16 protein-coding genes and 1 pseudogene are annotated in these 22,913 nt (G+C 62.4%); 8 read left to right on the plus strand and 9 right to left on the minus strand.

The features are described from left to right. Positions 1 to 6 precede the first annotated feature (6 nt). Positions 7 to 174, minus strand: a complete 168-nt coding sequence (locus ACVIHF_RS15210) for a hypothetical protein (RefSeq protein ID WP_016847764.1) — start codon at positions 172 to 174, stop codon at positions 7 to 9. Between the two features lie 86 nt (positions 175 to 260). Next, complete coding sequence (locus tag ACVIHF_RS15215) at positions 261 to 719, minus strand: winged helix-turn-helix transcriptional regulator (protein ID WP_028340657.1); 459 nt, start codon at positions 717 to 719, stop codon at positions 261 to 263. Between the two features lie 150 nt (positions 720 to 869). Here ACVIHF_RS15215 and ACVIHF_RS15220 point away from each other — a divergent pair, with 150 nt between their 5' ends. Then, complete coding sequence (locus tag ACVIHF_RS15220) at positions 870 to 1,790, plus strand: alpha/beta fold hydrolase (protein WP_456792215.1); 921 nt, start codon at positions 870 to 872, stop codon at positions 1,788 to 1,790. A 7-nt stretch (positions 1,791 to 1,797) separates the two neighbouring features. Here ACVIHF_RS15220 and ACVIHF_RS15225 read toward each other — a convergent pair whose 3' ends face one another. Both ACVIHF_RS15225 and ACVIHF_RS15230 read right to left on the minus strand, forming a co-directional pair. Then, positions 1,798 to 2,352 carry an SGNH/GDSL hydrolase family protein gene (locus tag ACVIHF_RS15225; protein ID WP_456780542.1) on the minus strand — a complete coding sequence of 185 codons (555 nt, stop codon included), beginning with the start codon at positions 2,350 to 2,352 and terminating at the stop codon, positions 1,798 to 1,800. A gap of 903 nt (positions 2,353 to 3,255) precedes the next feature. Continuing rightward, positions 3,256 to 3,768 (minus strand): N-acetyltransferase family protein, encoded by a 513-nt coding sequence (locus ACVIHF_RS15230; protein WP_456792216.1) that lies wholly within the window; start codon positions 3,766 to 3,768, stop codon positions 3,256 to 3,258. Positions 3,769 to 3,888: 120 nt separating this feature from the next. Between ACVIHF_RS15230 and ACVIHF_RS15235 the strand changes: the two genes are divergently transcribed. Genes ACVIHF_RS15235 through fabI form a run of 4 tightly spaced genes read left to right on the plus strand, consistent with a single transcriptional unit; the run spans position 3,889 to position 9,099 of the window. Next, the gene (locus ACVIHF_RS15235) at positions 3,889 to 6,099 is read left to right on the plus strand and encodes a DUF3141 domain-containing protein (protein WP_456792217.1); all 2,211 of its coding nucleotides are present in this window, start codon (positions 3,889 to 3,891) and stop codon (positions 6,097 to 6,099) included. 26 nt (positions 6,100 to 6,125) lie between these two features. Next, entirely contained in the window at positions 6,126 to 7,091 is a 966-nt protein-coding gene (locus ACVIHF_RS15240; protein WP_456794091.1) for a phosphate acetyltransferase, read from the plus strand. 5 nt (positions 7,092 to 7,096) lie between these two features. After that, positions 7,097 to 8,311: an acetate/propionate family kinase gene (locus tag ACVIHF_RS15245; protein ID WP_456792218.1), complete on the plus strand. Its 1,215-nt coding sequence runs from the start codon at positions 7,097 to 7,099 to the stop codon at positions 8,309 to 8,311. Beyond that, positions 8,308 to 9,099 (plus strand): enoyl-ACP reductase FabI, encoded by a 792-nt coding sequence (fabI, locus tag ACVIHF_RS15250; RefSeq protein ID WP_456792219.1) that lies wholly within the window; start codon positions 8,308 to 8,310, stop codon positions 9,097 to 9,099. Before ACVIHF_RS15245 ends, fabI begins: the two co-directional genes overlap by 4 nt. A gap of 17 nt (positions 9,100 to 9,116) precedes the next feature. On the opposite strand, the gene ACVIHF_RS15255 is transcribed toward fabI, so the two are convergent. The 4 genes from ACVIHF_RS15255 to ACVIHF_RS15270 all read right to left on the minus strand — a co-directional run bounded on the left by ACVIHF_RS15255 (position 9,117) and on the right by ACVIHF_RS15270 (position 11,400). Next, positions 9,117 to 9,575 carry a MaoC family dehydratase gene (locus tag ACVIHF_RS15255; protein WP_456792220.1) on the minus strand — a complete coding sequence of 153 codons (459 nt, stop codon included), beginning with the start codon at positions 9,573 to 9,575 and terminating at the stop codon, positions 9,117 to 9,119. A gap of 18 nt (positions 9,576 to 9,593) precedes the next feature. Further along, positions 9,594 to 10,244 carry a 3-oxoacid CoA-transferase subunit B gene (locus ACVIHF_RS15260; RefSeq protein WP_456792221.1) on the minus strand — a complete coding sequence of 217 codons (651 nt, stop codon included), beginning with the start codon at positions 10,242 to 10,244 and terminating at the stop codon, positions 9,594 to 9,596. Positions 10,245 to 10,247: 3 nt separating this feature from the next. After that, positions 10,248 to 10,895 carry a CoA transferase subunit A gene (locus ACVIHF_RS15265; protein ID WP_456792222.1) on the minus strand — a complete coding sequence of 216 codons (648 nt, stop codon included), beginning with the start codon at positions 10,893 to 10,895 and terminating at the stop codon, positions 10,248 to 10,250. A gap of 241 nt (positions 10,896 to 11,136) precedes the next feature. Beyond that, positions 11,137 to 11,400, minus strand: a complete 264-nt coding sequence (locus tag ACVIHF_RS15270; protein ID WP_456792223.1) for a hypothetical protein — start codon at positions 11,398 to 11,400, stop codon at positions 11,137 to 11,139. Positions 11,401 to 12,216: 816 nt separating this feature from the next. Between ACVIHF_RS15270 and ACVIHF_RS15275 the strand changes: the two are divergent. The 3 genes and pseudogenes from ACVIHF_RS15275 to ACVIHF_RS15285 all read left to right on the plus strand — a co-directional run. After that, positions 12,217 to 12,396, plus strand: a pseudogene (locus tag ACVIHF_RS15275) (calcium-binding protein); the annotation flags it as partial. A 321-nt stretch (positions 12,397 to 12,717) separates the two neighbouring features. Next, positions 12,718 to 20,181, plus strand: coding sequence for a VCBS domain-containing protein (locus ACVIHF_RS15280; protein WP_456794092.1), 7,464 nt, complete (start codon positions 12,718 to 12,720; stop codon positions 20,179 to 20,181). A gap of 192 nt (positions 20,182 to 20,373) precedes the next feature. Continuing rightward, on the plus strand, positions 20,374 to 21,282 hold the full coding sequence (locus tag ACVIHF_RS15285) for an N-6 DNA methylase (RefSeq protein WP_456792224.1): 909 nt from the start codon (positions 20,374 to 20,376) through the stop codon (positions 21,280 to 21,282). Positions 21,283 to 21,491: 209 nt separating this feature from the next. Here ACVIHF_RS15285 and ACVIHF_RS15290 read toward each other — a convergent pair whose 3' ends face one another. Then, the gene (locus tag ACVIHF_RS15290; RefSeq protein WP_456792225.1) at positions 21,492 to 22,730 is read right to left on the minus strand and encodes a tyrosine-type recombinase/integrase; all 1,239 of its coding nucleotides are present in this window, start codon (positions 22,728 to 22,730) and stop codon (positions 21,492 to 21,494) included. Positions 22,731 to 22,913 lie beyond the last annotated feature (183 nt).

The raw sequence follows: 22,913 nt of genomic DNA on the forward strand, positions 1-22,913 counted from the left end.
CAGCGACTACGCCGCCGCGGCGCTGGCTCCACTCAGCGACACGCTCAGAATCCGCCACTTCGAGATATCGAAGAAGTAGGCGGCCTTGATGCGCGCGGAAGCGGGGTCCGGCGCCTGAATCGCCGTGTGGAATTGCCGCGTCCCATCGCTCAGCGAAATCCGGAATGTCTGCATTGGTCGAACCTCCACGCGCGGATGCTGCGGCACGGAGAGTTAACATCCAGTTGCCGTTGACGGCGCGCGCGACACGCTCGCTTCTCTCACTCAGGTGAAGCCGGCGGCAGCCGTACCATCGTGTCCTCCGCGCCAACGACGCGTCCATCCTGCGCGCGCAATTCGAGCCTTCGCACCGGCAACCCGTTCTTGCGGTCGACCAGCAGCACATGCGCCTCATCGGGCTCAAAGAAGAAGTCCTCACCCCACTGGCGGAGCGCAACGAGGAGCGGGAAGAGGCCGCGTCCCTTTTCGGTCAGCACATATTCCTGGTAGGGGCTGCCGTCGCTTGCGGGCACCGTCTCCATGATGCCGTGCGCCAGAAGATTGCGGAGCCGGGCCGAGAGGATGTTCTTGGCAAGCCCGAGGCTCTTCTGAAATTCGCCGAAGCGGCGCAGCCCGTCGAACGCATCGCGGACAATCAGCAGCGACCACCAGTCGCCGATCGCATCCAGCGGCCGGGCAACGCCGCACATCGAGTCCCTGTGGCTCACTCGCTTGGCCATCGTGATCCTCAACACTCATTCCCTGGGGGATGATCGGCGCTCAGTGCCGCGGCCGGAAAACCACCCGATCGTGGGTTCGATATATTGGTTGCAAAGTAAAACCTCAAGCGATACACGATGGTTTCAAATTAAAACCTCCCGAGGTCCACCATGATCCAAGCCGACGCCGCGTTCGACGGCACCTTTCCTTTCGCACCGCATTTCAGTGCGGCGCCGGGCTTTCAGATGCATTATGTCGACGAAGGTCCGCGGGACGGCGAGGTGGTGCTTTGCCTGCACGGCGAACCAAGCTGGGGCTATCTGTTCCGCCACCTCGTGCCGGGCCTCAGTGCGACGCACCGGGTGGTCGTTCCGGATCACATGGGTTTTGGCAAGAGCGCGACGCCGGCGCATCGCAGCTATTGGCTGCAGGACCATGTCGACAATCTCGAAGCGCTGGTCCGCGCGCTCGATCTCACCGACATCACGCTCGTCATGCATGATTTCGGCGGCCCGGTCGGCATGGGGCTGGCGGCCCGTCATCCGGGCCGGATCCGCCGCATCGTCGCCGCCAATGGGCCAACGCCGTTCGGGCAGAGCGATCTGTTCGATCGCGTCGCCGCCAACGCGCAGGTCTCGCCGTGGTTTCAATGGATCGCAAAGGCCGATGCGAGTGGCGACCTCGAGCCGGTTCTCGGACAGCTCGGCTTCAACATTTTGAGCACGCTGAAGCTCAACGGATTCGAGAACAACGCCGTCATCACGGACACCTGGCTCGCCGCCTACGGCGCGCACTTCGCCCGTCCGGCGGACTGCCTCGGTGCGATTGGCTGGGCCAAGGGATTTGCGATCGGCGCGCATCAATTCCAGGCGCCCGATCCCGCCGCCGACCGCTTGATCCGCAGCAAGCCTGCGCTCGCGATCTGGGGCGAGGCGGACCGCACGCTGCGCGCGGAGCATTTCCTGCTGCTGTTTTCCGCAATCTTCCCGACGGCGCCGGTCAGGCGCCTTGCCGGTGTCGGGCATTACTGCTTCGAGGATGCGCCTGAGGAAATCACCGGCTTGATCGCGGAGTTCATCCAACAAACGTGACTGCGCGTCACATCGTGCATTCCGCCGAGATCGCCGCCTCAAGTGCCGGCACCCAGGCCTTGTAGGCGGCCGCGGTGAAGTGAATGCCGTCGGCCATCTTCGCGCCGGGCGGCAAATGCGGGTCGATAAACCGAACACCGCGCGCAACTGCGGCGGCTTCGATCGCCCGGTTGGTCGATTCGTCAGCTGCGACGGCGATGACCACCAATGGCCGCGTCGACAGCGACTTGACGGTCTCGATGAGGTCGGTGAAGTCGCGTTGCGCCGTTGGCGATCCGGCGTCGTTCGCGCCCACTGCGAGGACGAGCAAGAACGCGCCCTGGTCCTGCAGTACGCGCCCGGCGAGCTGCTTTGCCTCCGCGATGGTCTGACCGCCAACGCCGGCATTGACGACCGGACGTCCGCAGAGCTGCCGGGGCAGCGGAGCCATTTCGGTGATGCTATCGCCAAGCACAACGATCGGCGCCGGCGCGTCGGCGAGCGCAGCGCGTATCATGAATTCGCGCACAGCCGCATGATCGTGAAAGGCGTGCTGAGACACTTCGCCGAAGCGGTTGCGCATCCTCTGCAGCTCCGCAAAGGAAGCGACAAAACCAATCAGAAAAGTAACGGCCAAAACCCAAGGTAGTGCGCGACGCATTGCTCTTCAGAGCTATCATCGCGGCTCCAGCCCGAGCAATATTCAGAAACAACCGCGCAACGCCGGAGCGATCACATTCTGCGGATCACGTCTTGCGGGAGGTTGCCGGATACGGCGGCGCGCAACCCGTTACCTTCGTTGCGGCCATCTGGTGGTTGGCTATCGCGGCCGCTTTGGTCTCAGCTCCGAGCCCGGCCGGACAGTCGCCCAATCGAAAGCAGTGGCGGAAGGGGTGTCCTGTCAACGCCATTGAACGAATTCGCCTTTTTGAAATGATCGCTTCAGAAGCTACGGTCAGTGCTATGGTCAAAGACGTATTCGAAAGCTTATCCAGGCTGGCGACGAGCAAGGGCGAATTCGGCAGCGGCAGCTCTATCGTTGCCCGCCGGCGATGCCGGTGGCTCGTAGGGCCCGCCGGCTGCGGCTGCCACCAGTTGAGGGGCCCCAGCAACCCTTGGGGCCTTGGGTGGCGGTGCTGGGGGGCCGTCTACCAGCCTGATTCGGGACACGAGCCGGGTGGCGCCCTTACTTTCAAACAAACAAAGCAATAGCGGCCAGTGCGATAGGGAAAAGTCCCAAAATGATGATGCTCGAGCGGAAAGGAATTTCGGCCATAAGCACGCCCCATGACCTATAGAGGTACCTTAAGTTTAGCCGGAAATGTCTCCCTTTGAAGATGCATTTGGTGGCATTCGGGTGTGGTGTGATGCAGCTAACGGCGCGTGCGTGGCGGCATTTCTTCATCGTGTGTCCTCGATGATGATTGATGAGCATTCGAGGAGCAATTCTCGATCTTGAACTGCAGGGTGGGGAATTCCTGCCTCACTAGAGAGATAGCGCCACGTGTACGACCTGCGGGTCCGATCCGCGCCGGACCTGAAAACCGAACTTGGCGAAAACCCTTCGCATCGCCGTATTCTCCGGCAGGACTTCAGCCACCAGCTCCTTGAGCTCAGCTTTGCGTGCAAGGATCGTAAGGTTGTGCATCAGCAAGGTCGCGACGCCCTGTCCCTGGTAGTCATCGATCACCACGAAAGCGACCTCGGCTATTCCGGCCGTCGCGACGACATATCGACCTCCGCCGATGATCACCTCGTGTCCGTCCTCTTCAGTGAGCGCAACTAAAGCGACGTGCTTGGCAAAATCGATGTTCAGGAAGAAGGCGACCTCGCTTTCCGAAAAGCGGCGTTTGGGAACGAAGAAGCGGCGTTGAAGCGATTGGTCGCCGGTTCGGCTGATCGCGGACAACATGTCGTCTTTGTCGTCGGGCCGTAAGGCGCGGATGGTGACAATTCGGCCATCGCGCAGACGTTCGTTCGCTGCATAATTTTCGGGCATCGGCGCGACCTGTCCTCCGGGTCAAGGAAGAGCGCAGGGCCTCGATCGTAGCTTGACTTAAGTCAACGCCACGGGCGCGCCAAGCGGTTCTATTGAGGCGTTGGCGGAAGGACCGAAACGATGTCGCTGGACAATCCGCAAATCCCGGGTGGCCCTATGTCAGGAGTCGTCGCCAAGGCCGTGGAATATATGGTGGACGCCGGGCAGCGCAGCGTGCTGCTTCTGGACATCCTGCGCCAGCGTGGTGACCAGTATCGTGAGTATGTCGCCCAGACAGCGCCCCACGTCCTGAGCTATGCCGCCGAGCTCATCCTGGATGGCCGCAAGCTGGAGCATCCGGTCAACTATGCGTTGGTGCGCATAATCCCGCCGGAGGGCGTGGAGATCGACCTCGAGCGGCGGCCGTTCGTCGTCGTCGACCCGCGCGCGGGACATGGGCCGGGAATCGGTGGCTTCAAGGCCGACAGTGAGATTGGCGTCGCGATGAGGGCAGGGCATCCCTGCTACTTTATCGGTTTCCTGCCCGAGCCGATGCCGGGCCAGACCATCGAGCGCATAGCGCACGCTGAAGCCATCTTCATCGAGAAAGTCATCGAGCGGCATCCCGATGCCGACGGCAAACCATGCGTGATTGGCAACTGCCAGGCCGGCTGGGCGATCATGATTCTCGCTTCGCTGCGGCCGGAACTATTCGGTCCGGTAATCGTGGCGGGCGCGCCACTGGCTTATTGGGCTGGCGTGCATGGCAAATATCCGATGCGCTACTCCGGGGGGCTGCTCGGTGGCAGCTGGTTGACCGCGCTTTCCAGCGACCTCGGCGCGGGCAAGTTCGACGGTGCCTGGCTGGTGCAGAACTTCGAGAACCAGAATCCCTCCAACACACTTTGGACCAAGCAGTACAACGTCTACAGCAAGGTCGACACCGAGGCCGATCGCTACTTGGAGTTCGAACGCTGGTGGGGTGGGCACGTCAATCTCAATGCCGAGGAGATCCAGTTCATCGTCGATGAACTCTTCATCGGCAACAATCTTGCTGCCGGCCGCGTCAAGATGTCGGACGGAACCGCAGTCGATCTGCGCAATATCCGGTCGCCAATCGTCGTGTTCTGTTCAAAAGGGGACAATATCACGCCTCCGCAACAGGCGCTGAACTGGATTTTGGACCTTTATGCGGATGTCGACGAAATCAGGGCGCATGGGCAGACCATCGTTTACACCGTGCATGAGACGGTTGGTCATCTCGGCATTTTCGTTTCCGGCGGCGTCGCCAAGAAGGAGCACGCAGAGTTCTCGAGCAACATCGACTTGATCGACGTGCTGCCGCCCGGCCTCTACGAGGCAACATTCGAGGTGAGGGGAGCCGATACGCTCAATGACGAGCTTGCTGTCGGGCAGTGGGTGATGCGCTGCGAGGCCCGAACGCTGGATGACATCCGGGCGATGGGCGGAAATTCGCCCGAGGACGAGCGGCGGTTTGAGACTGCGAAACGTGTCTCGGAGATGAATCTCGCTGCCTATCGGAAATACCTTCAGCCGTGGGTCAAATCGATGATGACGCCGCAGATGGCGGAGATGATGCGCAATTGGCATCCGCTCCGCCTGCAATACGAGGCGTTCAGCAGCGAGAACCCATGGATGAAGATGGTCGAGAATGCCGCGGACAAGGCGCGCGGCGCGCGCAAACCTGTCACCAAGGACAATCCGTTCCTGGCGTTCCAGGAGCAGATATCGAAGCAGATCGTCGGTTCTCTCGATCAGTGGCGTGACTCGCAGGAGGCCCTGAGCGAAGCGATGTTCCTGGCCATCTACGGCTCTCCGGTGCTGCAAGCCGCGGTCGGGGTCGATCCGCAGTCGACACCCTCACAACGCCGCGAGATGGATCCAAAGCACCGCGAGCGATTGCAAGCCCGCATCGTGGAGCTGACATCGAGGATCGGCTCTGGTGGCTTGCGCGAGGCGGGCATCCGGGCCTTGCTCTATGCAGGATCGGCCCGTGGCATGGTCGACGAGCGCAGCCTCGAGGCGCTGCGGCGGCTTCGCTTGGCGGACGAGTCCGCACGGATGACCCTTGCGGAGTTCAAGATGCTGGTCCGCGAGCAATTCTTCATGCTGCTGCTTGATCGGGATGCTGCGCTCGCCGCTATTCCAAAGCTCCTGCCGGACAACATGGAGGAGCGTCGCAGGGCGTTTGGCGGCATTCAGGACGTGTTGTCGGCAAGCGCGGAGATTTCGGGCGAGGTGGCCAAGCGATTGAAACAGGTCTCCGGGCTGCTTGGGCTCGACGATCACGGGAACACGGTTCCTTTCGACCCAAAGGCCCGGGCGTCATAGCAATTCGGAGCGGAGCAATGGGTGTCATGGCAACTGGAGCGAGCGAGACCCAGCCGGGATCGAAGTACGACCGCCTCATCGTGGCGGCAAAGGGCGTTCCTTCGGTATCTACGATTGTCGTGCATCCTTGTGACGAGAGTTCGCTGCGCGGGGCGATCGATTCTGCCCAGGCCGGCATCATCAAGGCAATTCTGGTCGGTCCGGCCGCACGGATCCGGGATGTCGCAGCGAAGCATGATCTTGATATCGAAGGCTGCGAGATTGTCGATACGCCGCCCACGGAAGCTGCCGCCGCGGCCAAGGGCGTTGAACTCATTCACGAGGGCAGGGGCGAAGTCCTGATGAAGGGCAGCCTCCACACCGATGAACTCATGCGTAGCGTCACGGCGAAGGTCGGCGGGCTGCGCACTGACAGGCGCATTAGCCACGTCTTCGTCATGGATGTGCCAGCGTACACCGAGACGGTGTTCGTCACCGACGCCGCTATCAACATTTTCCCGGACCTGGACGCCAAGCGAGATATCATCCAGAACGCCGTCGATCTCTACAATGAGGCCGGCTTCGGCACGACCCCGCGGGTGGCGATCCTGTCGGCGGTTGAGACGGTCACTTCGAAGATCCCGTCGACCATCGAAGCGGCAGCGCTTTGCAAGATGGCCGACCGCAAGCAGATCACCGGCGCGCTGCTCGACGGCCCGCTCGCGTTCGACAATGCGATCGACATGGAGGCGGCGCGGACCAAGGGCATCAAGTCGGAGGTTGCGGGCAAGGCGCAAATCCTGGTCGTGCCCGACCTCGAGTCTGGCAATATGCTGGCGAAAAATCTGGCCTACTTTGCCAAGGCCGACGGCGCCGGCATCGTGCTCGGCGCGCGTGTGCCGGTCGTGCTGACCTCGCGCGCCGACTCCGCGCGGTCCCGGATGGCTTCAGCCGCGGTGGCGGCGCTCCATGCGGATGCGCGGCGCCGCAGCGCGCCCATCGCTGCCGCGTGACCGCCATGGATACGATCCTCGTCGTCAACGCCGGCTCCTCCAGCGTGAAGTTTCAGGTCTTCGCGGTGGAAGGCGAGGGCAGGCTTCGCCGGCAGCTGAAAGGCCAGATGGACGGGATCGGCAGCCGGCCGCGGCTGCGCGCTAACGGCTCGCGTGGCGAGCCTCTTGCCGACCGTGGCTATCCGATCGAGACGGTCGCCGATGTTCCGGCCGCCATGTCCGTCGCCGGCGCCTGGCTGAGAGACGAGCTCAACATCAAACCGGTCGCAGTCGGCCATCGCGTGGTGCACGGCGGGCCGGATCATGCGCGACCGGTGCTAATCGACCCCGCGGTCGTGACCCGTCTGGAACGCTACGCGCCGCTGGCGCCGTTGCACCAGCCACATAATCTGGCGCCGATCAAATCGCTGCTCACCAATTTTCCTGGCCTGCCCCAGGTCGCCTGCTTCGATACGGCATTTCACCGGGACCATGATCCGCTGGCTGACCATTACGCCGTTCCGCATGCGCTCTACGACGAAGGCATCCGGCGCTACGGCTTCCACGGCTTGTCCTACGAGTACGTGTCCAAGCGATTGCCACAGGTCGCTCCCGAGATTGCCGGCGGACGAATCATTATCGCCCATCTCGGCAGCGGAGCCTCGATGTGTGCGATCAAGGCAGGCAAGAGCGTCGAGAGCACAATGGGATTCACAGCGCTCGACGGTCTCGCGATGGGAACGCGGCCCGGCCAGATCGATCCTGGCGTTGTCCTGTACATGATCGCCCTGAAGGGAATGTCGGTCTCGCAGGTTCAGGATTTCCTGTACCGCGATTGCGGCTTGAAGGGCCTGTCCGGTGTCAGCAACGACATGCGCGAGCTCGAGGCCAGCGCCGACCCACGCGCGGCATTCGCGATCGACTATTTCGTCTATCGCATCGGGCTCAACGCCGGCATGCTGGCAGCCGCGCTGGAGGGGCTCGATGGCTTCGTCTTCACTGCCGGAATTGGCGAAAACTCCGTTTCGATCCGTGCCCGAGTCGCCGAGAGGCTGGCCTGGCTCGGCGTCGCCCTCGATCCGGTCGAGAATGCCAAGCATGCGACCAGGATCTCGCGGTCTGACAGTCGCATTCCCGTCTACGTCGTACCGACCGATGAAGAGTTGATGATCGCGCAGGATACGCTGACGCTGCTCATGGACCAGCAATCGCCAAACCCGAACCGCGAGAGAATGTCATGAACATCCCGGTATTTCCCGAGACCAAGGTTGCGCTGAAAGACAAGAAGGGGTTGATCGTCGGCATAGCCAACGACCAGTCGATCGCCTGGGGATGCGCCAAGGCGTTTCGGGCGCTCGGCGCCGATCTCGCCGTCACCTATCTGAACGAGAAGGCCAAGAAGCACGTCGAACCGCTGGCCAAGGCGCTGGAATCGCCGATCTTCATGCCGCTCGACGTGATGATCGCAGGAGAGACCGAGAAAGTGTTCGAGCGGATCGAGAAAGAGTGGGGCCAGCTTGATTTCCTGCTTCATTCGATCGCCTTCTCGCCGAAGGGCGCTTTGCATGGCCGCGTCGTCGACGTCGATCGCGAGGGCTTCGAGAAGACGATGGATGTGTCCTGCTGGTCGTTCCTGCGGATGGCGCATCTGGCCGAGCCGTTGATGAAGAACGGCGGCACGATCTTCACCATGACCTATTACGGAAGCCAGATGGTGGTGAAGAACTACAATGTCATGGGAGTCGCGAAGGCGGCGCTTGAGGCGGCGGTGCGGTATATCGCGGCCGAGCTCGGACCGAAAGGCATTCGGGTTCACGCCATCTCGCCGGGGCCGCTTGCCACACGCGCAGCATCCGGGATTCCGGAATTTGACGAATTGATGGACAAGGCCCAGTCACAGGCGCCGACACGCAGCCTCGTGAGCATCGATGACGTCGGCAAGGCCACGGCATTTCTCGCACTCGATGGTGCCAAGCTGATCACGGGCAGCGTGCTCTATATCGATGGCGGTTACCACATCATCGATTGAAACGTGCGAGATTCGGCTCAGCTGTAGTGCAGGCCAATGACCTCGGCGACGCAGGCAGGGCGGGCACCGCCCTCCATCTCGATCACCACGCGGTAATGAACCCTCAGCCCGTTCGGTGGCACGTCTTCGGCTTCCGCAATGCCGACGCGCCCACGCAGCTTTGATCCAGCCGGAACAGGCGCCAGATACCGGATCCGGTCTGCGCCATAGTTCAGCGTGTTCTTCAACCCCTTCAGGCCCATCACCGAGCGAATGAACATTGGGGTCAGGCTGAGCGACAAGAGGCCGTGGGCGATGGTCTTGCCGCCGGGCATTTCGGCCTTGGCCCGCTCCTGGTCGACATGGATCCATTGCTCGTCGCAGGTGGCGTCGGCAAACTTGTCGATGCGCTCCTGGGTGATCTCGATCCAGTCGCTGACTCCGACTTCGGTGCCAACCGCCGACTTGAGCTCGTTGAACCCGTTGAAAATCCTCAAGGCATCGACTCGCTTTGGTCAGAACGTCATTTCGGGGACGGTATCGGGAATCACGAGTTCTGCTTCCGTCACCGCCAGCACCTCCGCGACCGTCAGGCCGGGCGCCGTTTCAAGCAGGGTCGCCTTGCCGCCCGGGAACGCGATCACCGCCAAATCTGTCACTACAAGATCAACGGGGCGCGCTGATGTGAGTGGCAGGTTGCATCTGGCTACGATCTTCGACTTTCCCTTTGCCGCATGCTGCATCGCGACGATGACGCGCTTGGCACCGCTGACGAGGTCCATGGCGCCGCCCATGCCCGGCACCATCTTGCCCGGGATCATCCAGTTGGCGAGATGGCCGCCGGCATCCACCTGGAGGCCACCCAGCACCGTGATATCGACATGGCCGCCACGGATCAGGCCGAACGACATGACACTATCGAAGGTCGCCGCACCCGGCAATGCGCTGATGGGCTTGCCGCCGGCATCAGTCAGTAGTGGATGGGCCATGCCCTGTTCGGGAATTGGGCCAGTCCCGATCAAGCCATTCTCGGACTGAAAGAACACCCTGAGCCCGGCCGGAACGTAGTTCGCTACCAAGGTCGGAATTCCGATGCCGAGATTGACGAGGTTACCCGGCTGCAGTTCCTTCGCTACGCGACGCGCGATGATGGTTTGTGCATCCATGGTTCACCCATTCGCGACGAGATAGTCGACCAGCGGTCCCGGCGTGACGACGTGATCGGGAGCAATCACGCCGACCGGAACAATGTGTTCGGCGGTCACGATGACAGTGTCTGCCGCCATCGCCATGACCGGATTGAAATTCCGAGCGGTGAGAGCATAGGACAGGTTGCCGGCGTAGTCGGCCAGGAAGGCGTGCACGAGCGCGAAATCGGCCCGCAGGGCAGTTTCAAGCAGATAGGGTTTGCCGTCGACTTCGATCTTCTGTTTGCCTTCCTCGACAAGGGTACCAACCCCGGTGGGCGTCAGGACGCCGCCAAGACCGCAACCTCCCGCACGGATACGTTCAACGAAAGTGCCCTGTGGAATCAGGTCGACCGTGATCTGCTTACCCAGCATCTGCTGCTGCGCTTTCGGGTTTAGCCCGATATGGGTGCCGATCATGCTCGATACTTGCGCCCCCTCGAACAGCTTGCCGACGCCCTTGCCCGGCGTGGCCGCATCATTGCTGATCAATGTCAGGCCCGACTTCTTTTGCCGGACCAATTCGTCGAGCAGGCGCTCTGGCGTGCCGACGCCCATGAAACCGCCGACCATGACGCGCGCATTATTCGGGATCATCGCGACGGCTTCTTCGGCGGAAACGGCCTTCATGATCAGACTCTGCAATCGATCCGAGATGGGATGATCCTGCGATCACTGCCGTTCGGCGTGATGACAACGTTGATCTGGGTCAAGGCCCGCGTCATTCGTCGTCAGCGCGGAGCTTGATCCCGATGCTATCCAGCACATCCGCCCATAATTTGCGCCCTAGTCGATGTCGGTCATTCACGGCCACGCCGACGGAGGCGCGGACGGGTTTGAGTTCGTCTCTCTTCAGAAAATAGATTTATGCCTAGATCAGACGGCTGCTTTCAAATTCGATCCGGCGCAAAGCGGCGACAAATGGATCATCTGCAGACGCTTCAACGGGTAGGAGGGCGGCCGGCCGGATCGCGCCGTGCGCGGCAAGCCCGAGGGCCGCAATGTCGACGGTCGTGGCTAGTCGCAGATCGGCGACGCCGGCAGGCGGAGTGGGCAACCAAGCCGCCTCGGGTGCCCTCTGCACGGGAATCGCGCGCACGTGGCTTTGGATGCTGGGCGAATGGGAAGTGGACATTGAACTGCCCTTCGGTTCCTCTACCGGAACACCGTATGATGCCGGAGGTCCGCCCCTGAGATTGGCTCGCGCTGATGGCTAAGTCGGTGTTCCGGCGAAATTAATGGTTAAACAAGAGCGAACCGCGCTGGTATGGACCATCGCACAAATTTGCTGCAAACTGTTCGCGATTTAGGTTAAGGAATCGTCGCCTGGCTGGACCTGATGGCTCGGTAATTTGAAAATCGTAGCGACGGAAATTTAAGCGACAAACAATTCCAAGGTGCGCGGTACGGGACCGAAGCACTAAACGGGCAGGGGTATGGTGATCGGAGTCATTTCACGGTAGGCATATTTGCGTCGGTAGACGTTTCTTTGGCCGGACGCCCACGCTATTTTTTTAACGGGCGTTTGTGTTTTCAGTGAATTGAGCTCTGTTTGCGATCGCTCCTGCTCTGCGTTGCAGAGTGGAGGGTAAGCATTGGTTTGCGTTGTATTTCCCCGTGTCACAACGGAGCCGGCGCTTGACAGGTTTGAGCGGCGCCTACAGGGCATCTCAGCAGCGTCAGCATATCATTCTTCCGATCTTCCGCTCGATCCATCAGCCGGTCTCGCGAGTGTCTCGCTGGCAGACTACGCGCCGGCAGCGATGACCCCTGTTCTTTTCAAACCGCGGCTCGCGCTGGCATCAAAGCGATCCAGAACTTTTACGTCAATTGAACGCAGGGAAGTATGAAACTGCGTCGAGATTTCAGATCTCGAGAAACGTTTGTTTTGAAGTAGTCGGTCGGCGCCCGACCGCGAAATTATTGCGAACAGGATTTTGGAGCAGAAACAATGGCAAGCGCCAGCGGCACGACCACCCTCTCAGGCACGTCGGGAAATGACAATCTCGTTGGCGGATCGGGCGACGACATTCTCTCCGGTGGGGCAGGAAATGACCGTCTAAATGGCGGATCCGGCGACGATACCCTCAATGGGGGCAGTGGCTTCGACACAATTCTGGGAGGATCAGGTTCGGACATCCTGATCTACAAGGCATATGAAAATCAGTACATCCTCGGATCGACTGGTTTCAGCGCAACAACCCAGTTCATCAGCGGAGGAGTGGTAGATTCGGGGACGGACCAAACGACGCTCGGAAGCGTTGGGGTTCAGTCGACAATCTCAGGATCTTCATTCCAGGGATACGACTCCTACAACGGCGGAAGTGGCGCGGTACAGCTTGGCAAAGCGGGCGCGACTCCGGACGCCGATACACTTCAGATTTGGTTAAGCGCGGCGCAACTCGCAGACAGCGACATTCAGGCGGAAATTTCCTACTATAAAAATGTTTGGGTGCCAGCGCACATTAATGCGCAGACCGGGCAGGCCGACGAGACCATCTACACGTTCAAGACCTTGAATTTGCAGGTCGCGGCCATCGAGAAGGTTGAGGTCCGTGATAGCTTTGGCATTCTCACCATTGCAGCTACCGCGGATACCGCTTCAGCGAAAGAAGCAGGCGGCGTTAACAACGGGACGCCTGGTATAAATCCGGCCGGCAACGTTCTGACGAACGATTTTGATTTCAGCTCTGCCGCGAAGACAGTTGCCGGCGTCGCCGCGGGTACGACGAGTGCCACGTTAAGCACAGGTGCGGGAACCGACATCGTCGGCCTGCATGGCACGCTGCATCTTAATACTGATGGCTCCTACACCTATACGGTGAACAATGGCGATGCAGCGGTGAATGCATTGCCGACATATAGCGATACGCTGACAGACACGTTCTCTTATACGGTCAAAGATACCGCTGGAGCGACTGCCACGACCACGTTGACCGTCACAATCCACGGCGCCAACGACGCCGCCACCATCACGGCGTCGGCGACCGAGGACACCTCGGTGACCGAGGCCGGTGCCGGCAACGCGACCACCCTGGCGACGGCTGGCGATGCCAGCGCCGGCGGCACGCTGACCGTGCACGACGTCGATGCCGGGCAGGCGCATTTTGGTGCGGTCGATCCGGCCGCGCTGGCCGGCACCTACGGCAACTTCACCTTCGATGCCGCCACCGGCGTGTGGGGCTACACGCTCGACAACAGCAAGGCGGCGACGGAGGCGCTCACCGCCGGCCAGCCCGCCACCGACACGCTGACGGTGACGTCGGCCGACGGCACGGCGAGCCAGACCATCACGGTCAACATCACCGGCGCCAACGACGCCGCCACCATCACGGCGTCGGCGACCGAGGACACCTCGGTGACCGAGGCCGGTGCCGGCAACGCGACCACCCTGGCGACGGCTGGCGATGCCAGCGCCGGCGGCACGCTGACCGTGCACGACGTCGATGCCGGGCAGGCGCATTTTGGTGCGGTCGATCCGGCCGCGCTGGCCGGCACCTACGGCAACTTCACCTTCGATGCCGCCACCGGCGTGTGGGGCTACACGCTCGACAACAGCAAGGCGGCGACGGAGGCGCTCACCGCCGGCCAGCCCGCCACCGACACGCTGACGGTGACGTCGGCCGACGGCACGGCGAGCCAGACCATCACGGTCAACATCACCGGCGCCAACGACGCCGCCACCATCACGGCGTCGGCGACCGAGGACACCTCGGTGACCGAGGCCGGTGCCGGCAACGCGACCACCCTGGCGACGGCTGGCGATGCCAGCGCCGGCGGCACGCTGACCGTGCACGACGTCGATGCCGGGCAGGCGCATTTTGGTGCGGTCGATCCGGCCGCGCTGGCCGGCACCTACGGCAACTTCACCTTCGATGCCGCCACCGGCGTGTGGGGCTACACGCTCGACAACAGCAAGGCGGCGACGGAGGCGCTCACCGCCGGCCAGCCCGCCACCGACACGCTGACGGTGACGTCGGCCGACGGCACGGCGAGCCAGACCATCACGGTCAACATCACCGGCGCCAACGACGCCGCCACCATCACGGCGTCGGCGACCGAGGACACCTCGGTGACCGAGGCCGGTGCCGGCAACGCGACCACCCTGGCGACGGCTGGCGATGCCAGCGCCGGCGGCACGCTGACCGTGCACGACGTCGATGCCGGGCAGGCGCATTTTGGTGCGGTCGATCCGGCCGCGCTGGCCGGCACCTACGGCAACTTCACCTTCGATGCCGCCACCGGCGTGTGGGGCTACACGCTCGACAACAGCAAGGCGGCGACGGAGGCGCTCACCGCCGGCCAGCCCGCCACCGACACGCTGACGGTGACGTCGGCCGACGGCACGGCGAGCCAGACCATCACGGTCAACATCACCGGCGCCAACGACGCCGCCACCATCACGGCGTCGGCGACCGAGGACACCTCGGTGACCGAGGCCGGTGCCGGCAACGCGACCACCCTGGCGACGGCTGGCGATGCCAGCGCCGGCGGCACGCTGACCGTGCACGACGTCGATGCCGGGCAGGCGCATTTTGGTGCGGTCGATCCGGCCGCGCTGGCCGGCACCTACGGCAACTTCACCTTCGATGCCGCCACCGGCGTGTGGGGCTACACGCTCGACAACAGCAAGGCGGCGACGGAGGCGCTCACCGCCGGCCAGCCCGCCACCGACACGCTGACGGTGACGTCGGCCGACGGCACGGCGAGCCAGACCATCACGGTCAACATCACCGGCGCCAACGACGCCGCCACCATCACGGCGTCGGCGACCGAGGACACCTCGGTGACCGAGGCCGGTGCCGGCAACGCGACCACCCTGGCGACGGCTGGCGATGCCAGCGCCGGCGGCACGCTGACCGTGCACGACGTCGATGCCGGGCAGGCGCATTTTGGTGCGGTCGATCCGGCCGCGCTGGCCGGCACCTACGGCAACTTCACCTTCGATGCCGCCACCGGCGTGTGGGGCTACACGCTCGACAACAGCAAGGCGGCGACGGAGGCGCTCACCGCCGGCCAGCCCGCCACCGACACGCTGACGGTGACGTCGGCCGACGGCACGGCGAGCCAGACCATCACGGTCAACATCACCGGCGCCAACGACGCCGCCACCATCACGGCGTCGGCGACCGAGGACACCTCGGTGACCGAGGCCGGTGCCGGCAACGCGACCACCCTGGCGACGGCTGGCGATGCCAGCGCCGGCGGCACGCTGACCGTGCACGACGTCGATGCCGGGCAGGCGCATTTTGGTGCGGTCGATCCGGCCGCGCTGGCCGGCACCTACGGCAACTTCACCTTCGATGCCGCCACCGGCGTGTGGGGCTACACGCTCGACAACAGCAAGGCGGCGACGGAGGCGCTCACCGCCGGCCAGCCCGCCACCGACACGCTGACGGTGACGTCGGCCGACGGCACGGCGAGCCAGACCATCACGGTCAACATCACCGGCGCCAACGACGCCGCCACCATCACGGCGTCGGCGACCGAGGACACCTCGGTGACCGAGGCCGGTGCCGGCAACGCGACCACCCTGGCGACGGCTGGCGATGCCAGCGCCGGCGGCACGCTGACCGTGCACGACGTCGATGCCGGGCAGGCGCATTTTGGTGCGGTCGATCCGGCCGCGCTGGCCGGCACCTACGGCAACTTCACCTTCGATGCCGCCACCGGCGTGTGGGGCTACACGCTCGACAACAGCAAGGCGGCGACGGAGGCGCTCACCGCCGGCCAGCCCGCCACCGACACGCTGACGGTGACGTCGGCCGACGGCACGGCGAGCCAGACCATCACGGTCAACATCACCGGCGCCAACGACGCCGCCACCATCACGGCGTCGGCGACCGAGGACACCTCGGTGACCGAGGCCGGTGCCGGCAACGCGACCACCCTGGCGACGGCTGGCGATGCCAGCGCCGGCGGCACGCTGACCGTGCACGACGTCGATGCCGGGCAGGCGCATTTTGGTGCGGTCGATCCGGCCGCGCTGGCCGGCACCTACGGCAACTTCACCTTCGATGCCGCCACCGGCGTGTGGGGCTACACGCTCGACAACAGCAAGGCGGCGACGGAGGCGCTCACCGCCGGCCAGCCCGCCACCGACACGCTGACGGTGACGTCGGCCGACGGCACGGCGAGCCAGACCATCACGGTCAACATCACCGGCGCCAACGACGCCGCCACCATCACGGCGTCGGCGACCGAGGACACCTCGGTGACCGAGGCCGGTGCCGGCAACGCGACCACCCTGGCGACGGCTGGCGATGCCAGCGCCGGCGGCACGCTGACCGTGCACGACGTCGATGCCGGGCAGGCGCATTTTGGTGCGGTCGATCCGGCCGCGCTGGCCGGCACCTACGGCAACTTCACCTTCGATGCCGCCACCGGCGTGTGGGGCTACACGCTCGACAACAGCAAGGCGGCGACGGAGGCGCTCACCGCCGGCCAGCCCGCCACCGACACGCTGACGGTGACGTCGGCCGACGGCACGGCGAGCCAGACCATCACGGTCAACATCACCGGCGCCAACGACGCCGCCACCATCACGGCGTCGGCGACCGAGGACACCTCGGTGACCGAGGCCGGTGCCGGCAACGCGACCACCCTGGCGACGGCTGGCGATGCCAGCGCCGGCGGCACGCTGACCGTGCACGACGTCGATGCCGGGCAGGCGCATTTTGGTGCGGTCGATCCGGCCGCGCTGGCCGGCACCTACGGCAACTTCACCTTCGATGCCGCCACCGGCGTGTGGGGCTACACGCTCGACAACAGCAAGGCGGCGACGGAGGCGCTCACCGCCGGCCAGCCCGCCACCGACACGCTGACGGTGACGTCGGCCGACGGCACGGCGAGCCAGACCATCACGGTCAACATCACCGGCGCCAACGACGCCGCCACCATCACGGCGTCGGCGACCGAGGACACCTCGGTGACCGAGGCCGGTGCCGGCAACGCGACCACCCTGGCGACGGCTGGCGATGCCAGCGCCGGCGGCACGCTGACCGTGCACGACGTCGATGCCGGGCAGGCGCATTTTGGTGCGGTCGATCCGGCCGCGCTGGCCGGCACCTACGGCAACTTCACCTTCGATGCCGCCACCGGCGTGTGGGGCTACACGCTCGACAACAGCAAGGCGGCGACGGAGGCGCTCACCGCCGGCCAGCCCGCCACCGACACGCTGACGGTGACGTCGGCCGACGGCACGGCGAGCCAGACCATCACGGTCAACATCACCGGCGCCAACGACGCCGCCACCATCACGGGCACCGCGAGCGGCTCGGTGACTGAGGACGGTGCGTTGACGACGGGCAGTACGCTGACGGTCAATGATGTGGATACGGGACAGAACCATTTCCAAACCCCGGCTTCTTTGGCTGGCAATTACGGCACCTTCACCTTCAACACGACGAGCGGCACGTGGGGCTACACGCTTGCCAACGGTCAAGCCAATGTCCAGGGACTAGCGGGCGGCACGCAGGTGCATGATACGCTTACCGTGAAGTCGGTCGACGGCACCGCCACGCAAGTGATCGACGTAACCATAAACGGCACTAATGACGCGCCGGTTCTGGACGCCACCAAGACACCAGTCCTCACGTCCGAGAACCAGGGTGCGGGTGCACCGGTTGGCGCCGTCGGTACCCTTGTCTCTGCGCTGATCAATCTCAACCCACCGATCGGCGGCCTGGATAATGTGACCGATGCCGACGTTGGTGCCGTGACCGGCATCGCGCTGGTCGGCACCGATACGAGCCATGGCACCTGGTTCTTCTCCACCAACAACGGTGGCACGTGGACGGCGGTAGGTACGGTGTCCAGCACGTCGGCCCTGCTGCTCTCGGCTGACGCCAACACTCGGCTCTATTTCCAACCGAGTCCAGGTTTTGCGGGGACAGATACGAGCGCGATTACGTTCCGTGCCTGGGACCAGACCAGCGGTTCAAATGGAGCGACCGGTGTTAACACCTCGTCCAACGGAGGTGCGACGGCATTCTCCACTGCACTCGACACTGCGGACATTACCATTAACGCGACGAACCTCGCGCCTATTGTCGATCTGAACGGAGCAGGTTCCGGCAACGATGCAACAGCGAGCTATCCATCACAAACCACACCGCTATTGATCGCGCCTTTGGCGACGATCACCGACGCCGACTCGGCGAATCTAACGTCTTTAACTATTACGCTCACGAACCCCCAAGATAACAGTTCGGGCACCGGTATCAGAGAAATACTCTCTCTCAATGCCGCGGCGACATCAGCTGCTACGGCGGCCGGATTGTCCGTGACCTTTACGTCGAGCGTAGTAAACAATACCGATCCGGTGACCCTGTCTATTACCGGGTCAGCTTCCGTGAGCACCTACCAAACAATCCTCAAGGGTCTTCAGTACGCCGACATCAAATCCGGATCGCACATCGATTCACCGGCGCGCATAATAAACGTCGTGGCAAATGACGGCACGAGCGGCAGTGTCGTGCACACGATAACGCTTAGTGTCGCAAAGCCGGCGGGCATTGCGGGCTCCGAGATCAATCTAGCTCTGAACGATCCGGCCGACCACATTGGTCCTATCGCTGTCACCATCACTGATGTTCCTTCGGGATGGACTTTGAACGAGGGCACGCACAACAGCGATGGCAGTTGGACAGTCGTAGCCAGTGATGTGACATCCCTCTCTATCACTCCGCCTGCTGACTATGCCGGTGCGGTCCTACTGAATATTACAGAGTCCTGGACGCATTCGGACGGCAGCATCGGCACTGCGACGATCATCGACAATGTCGAAGCCTATGCGCCGGGATCTCCCATCTTCGCCGTTTCGGGCACTGATACTCTGACGGCTTCAAGTGGGAGCGACTTGCTCGTCTTTTCGCAGACGATTGGTCACGACGTGGTCTACAGTTTCGATGCCATGCACGACATGATCGACGTCGTTGGATATGCCGACTTCACATCCTTCGCTGACATTCAGGCGCATACTGCCAACGACGGTTCCGGAAATGCTGTAATCACGTTGGGGGAGGGGCAGTCGATCACGCTGCACGGCGTGGATGCTGCATCGCTTTCCGCGGACGACTTTGTGTTCAACCAGACTCCGGTCGTGGAGAATTCGAATACCATGACCGTCGGTGACGGTGCGATCCTGCCACTCAGTGGCGTCATCCACAACACCGGTACGATCGCTTTGAATTCGACCGGCGATGAGACCGATCTCCAACTGATCGGGCACGGCCTCACGCTGGATGGCGGCGGTCAAGTGACCCTATCCGACAGCAGTGGAAATTTCATTGCTGGATCGACGCTCACCAACGTGGACAACACCATCTCGGGTGCCGGGCATCTCGGGGCCGGCCAGATGGCTCTAATCAACGAAGGAACGATTATCGCGACGGGTACCAACTCGCTCGACATCGATACAGGGGCGAGCTCAGTCATCAACTCCGGAACCCTTGAGGCTACCGGAAGTGGAGGTCTTGTCATTCACAATGACGTCGTTAATGACGGCGTTTTGTGGGCTAACGGCGGTAACCTAACGGTGGAGGGAAATGTCAGTGGCACTGGATCGGCCATCATTAGTGGAGGGGCTACGCTGGAGTTTGCTGCCGCTTCTTCCGAAAACGTGGCTTTTGCGGCCGGATCGTCGGGTACTTTGGCATTGGAGCACGCCTTTGACTTCTCGGGTATCGTCTCAGGTGTGACCTCAGACACTCATCTGGATCTGCTTGAGTTCAACTTGGCGACCACAACGCTCAACTACACCGCGAATGCGGCAGGAAATGGCGGAACGCTGAGCGTCACGGACGGAGCCCACACGGCAAGCATCATCTTGCTTGGTCAGTATGATCCGGCCGGATTCCACACTGAAGCTGACAACGCCGCAGGGACGATGATCCATTATTATCATTTGGCGTAATGCTGCGGACGCTGGTGAACGGAGCACGCCGGGGGCTGATGTCCCCGGTTTCAGTGTGAGCGGCGCGGTAAGATCGTCCGCCTCCGGTCCGCAGCCCCCGAGCCGTGGCGTTTGGTTCGAATGGAGCGTCTACCGTAGATTTGAACCGTAGCTTTCGAAGCAATCGCCGTAGAGCGCAACGAAATCAACGTCGTGTACACCAAGACGCTTCTCTGTTTCGTCCAGCTCTTCATCGTCAGCAACCGCACGGACACATGGTACTTCGCGAACAACAACGCGCGGCACTTCGCCTTCGACGCAGACGAGCGGTTCCTACCAATCTACCAGTTCGCGGCCGAGGACAACACGAGGATCAATTACCTCGACGACTTTGCCGATCGGTTCCTTGCGAAGTGCACGCTTGGCCAGATGATCAGCAAGTACATGGTCCTCATCGCCAGCGAGCAGAAGCTCTTGATGATGCGCGCGTACCAAATCTACGCCGTCAAGGCCATAATCGACTGCATCGATCAGAACTGCGGCAACGGGTATATCTGGCACACGACCGGCTCCGGTAAGACGCTCACGTCCTTCAAGACCTCGACGCTCCTCAAGACCAATGAGAGCATCCACAAGTGCCTCTTCGTCGTCGACCGTATCCGTCGAAAGCTTCTCGACGGTGGGCACATCGACACCATCATCGGCTTGCCAGCAAACTTGTTCTACTCGACCGGAATCCCGGTCTGCATTCTTGTCCTGAAGAAGTGCAAGAAGCCTGATGACATCCTGTTCATCAACGCATCCGAGCATTTCGAAAAGGGCAAGCGACAGAACTACTTGTCGGACGGGCATATTGGAAAGATCATTGACACCTACCAACAGCGTCCAGAGCGCCTTGAGCGGTACGCCAGACGTGTCGGCATGGACGAAATTGAGGCCAACGACTTCAATCTGAACATCTCGCGCTATGTCAGCACAGCCGAGAAGGCGGTCGCCATTGATCTGTCGGCCACGCACAGAGAGTTGGTCGAGATCGAGAAGCAGATTCGAGACTCAAGGGCGAAGCACAACGCATTTCTGAAGGAACTTGGGCTTTCCCCATTGCCGGCGCCCGATAAGTAATCGAGGCGATCCGTCACGCACTCTCGACGGGATCGCGATCGCGGGCAGCTTGACCTCGGCGGGGATGAGCCACCGACTTACCGCCCCCTTGGCCCAGCGCGACATTGCATCGTCCATAGAATTTAAGGGTGCACCGCTTGAAGCCCGAGTGTGGGTTTTAGGTAGAGGCGGTTGCCACGCGTCAACGGTGCATCGCTTGGGCAGAGCCTTTATGGGAGATTTGCCGCACGAAGAGGGACAATGGTCCGTCCTGTGATCAAGTTCGCCCAATCCCTCATCAAGGCGCGACGTTTTTCGAGCTTTTGACCGCGCTGATAGGCTGCCGTCGTCTCGCTCTTGTATTTGTGCGCCAATGCGGCTTCCCGGACACCGTCGGGATAGTCGGTGCATTCCTCCGCCCAGGTTGCGAACGTCGCCCGGAACCCGTGCACCGTGACGTGCCCGTACCCAAGACGAGCCAGCACAGCCAGCATGGCGTTCTCGGAAAACTCCTGACCGTCCGGGTTAGTAAAGATCAGCTCGCTCTGTTGGCCTTTGCTGAGCTCGTTAAGAATATCGATCGCCGGTTGCGAGAGCGGGACAAAGTGGTCCTGATCCATCTTCATGCGCTCTCCGGGGATCTTCCACACCGGGCCGGTCGCAAAGGTTCGGTCAATCTCGGTCCACTTGGCGCCGACGACTTCGTTTGTGCGAGAGATGGTGAGGATCAGGAAGCGCAGTGCTTCGGCGGCGCGTCCCTGTGCCGTCCGAAGCTCGCTCATAAACTGCGCAGCCTCGGTGTATGGCAGGGCCGGGTGGTGGCGAACGACGCGCTTGGGCCGCTTCGGAAGCTTTTCGCGGAGCTGCTTTGTCAACTCGGCTGGATTGCGAAAATCGGGATCGTCGATATTTGCGTTCTTGGCGATGATGGTTTCGATTCGACCGCGAACACGGTTGGCGGTTTCACGCTTGGTCACCCAGATCGGTTCAAGCAATTCGTGGATATGGCTCGGCTTGAGCTCCGCGATCGTCAGCTTCCCGATCGTGGGATAGGCATATCGCTTCAGCGAGGAGGGCCACTGGTCACGGTGTTTCTCACTCCAGGACGACCATTGCACGCGGATGTAGGCCTCGGCGCATTCCTCAAACGTCGGGGCCGCGGTGTGAGCTTCTACCGCCTTCACCTCTCGGCGGGCTTCACGGCGCTCCTGGACGATATCCACGCCGGCCGTGCTGCGATCACCCTTAACCCGCAGGCGGGCCGCATCGCGTGCGAGGCGTGCGTTTTTGAGCGAGACGTCCTTGAAGGAGCCAAGGCCGTGCCAGCGCTCCTTGCCGTCCTTCCAATAACGATAGGACCAGCTCTTCGCCGCGGGGCCGGTGACGATCAGGTAGAGCCCTCCACCGTCGGCATACTTGCCGGGTTTGGTTTCGCGTTCGACGTCGAGCGGCTTCAGTTTTCCGGCCACGTATTCCTCCGATCAAAACCATCCTCCGAACCTACGGTCCCAAGCTACGGTTTGCGCTTCGATTGTGAGGAACGACGGCGAACTAAGGAAGACAGTTTGCCGACGAAGGCGCTGATTTTACTGGGGATTCCGAACAGTGGAGAACAACGGAGAACACTATAATGGCGGAAGGGGTGTCATCCG

This window comes from Bradyrhizobium sp. USDA 4506 (assembly GCF_054058795.1).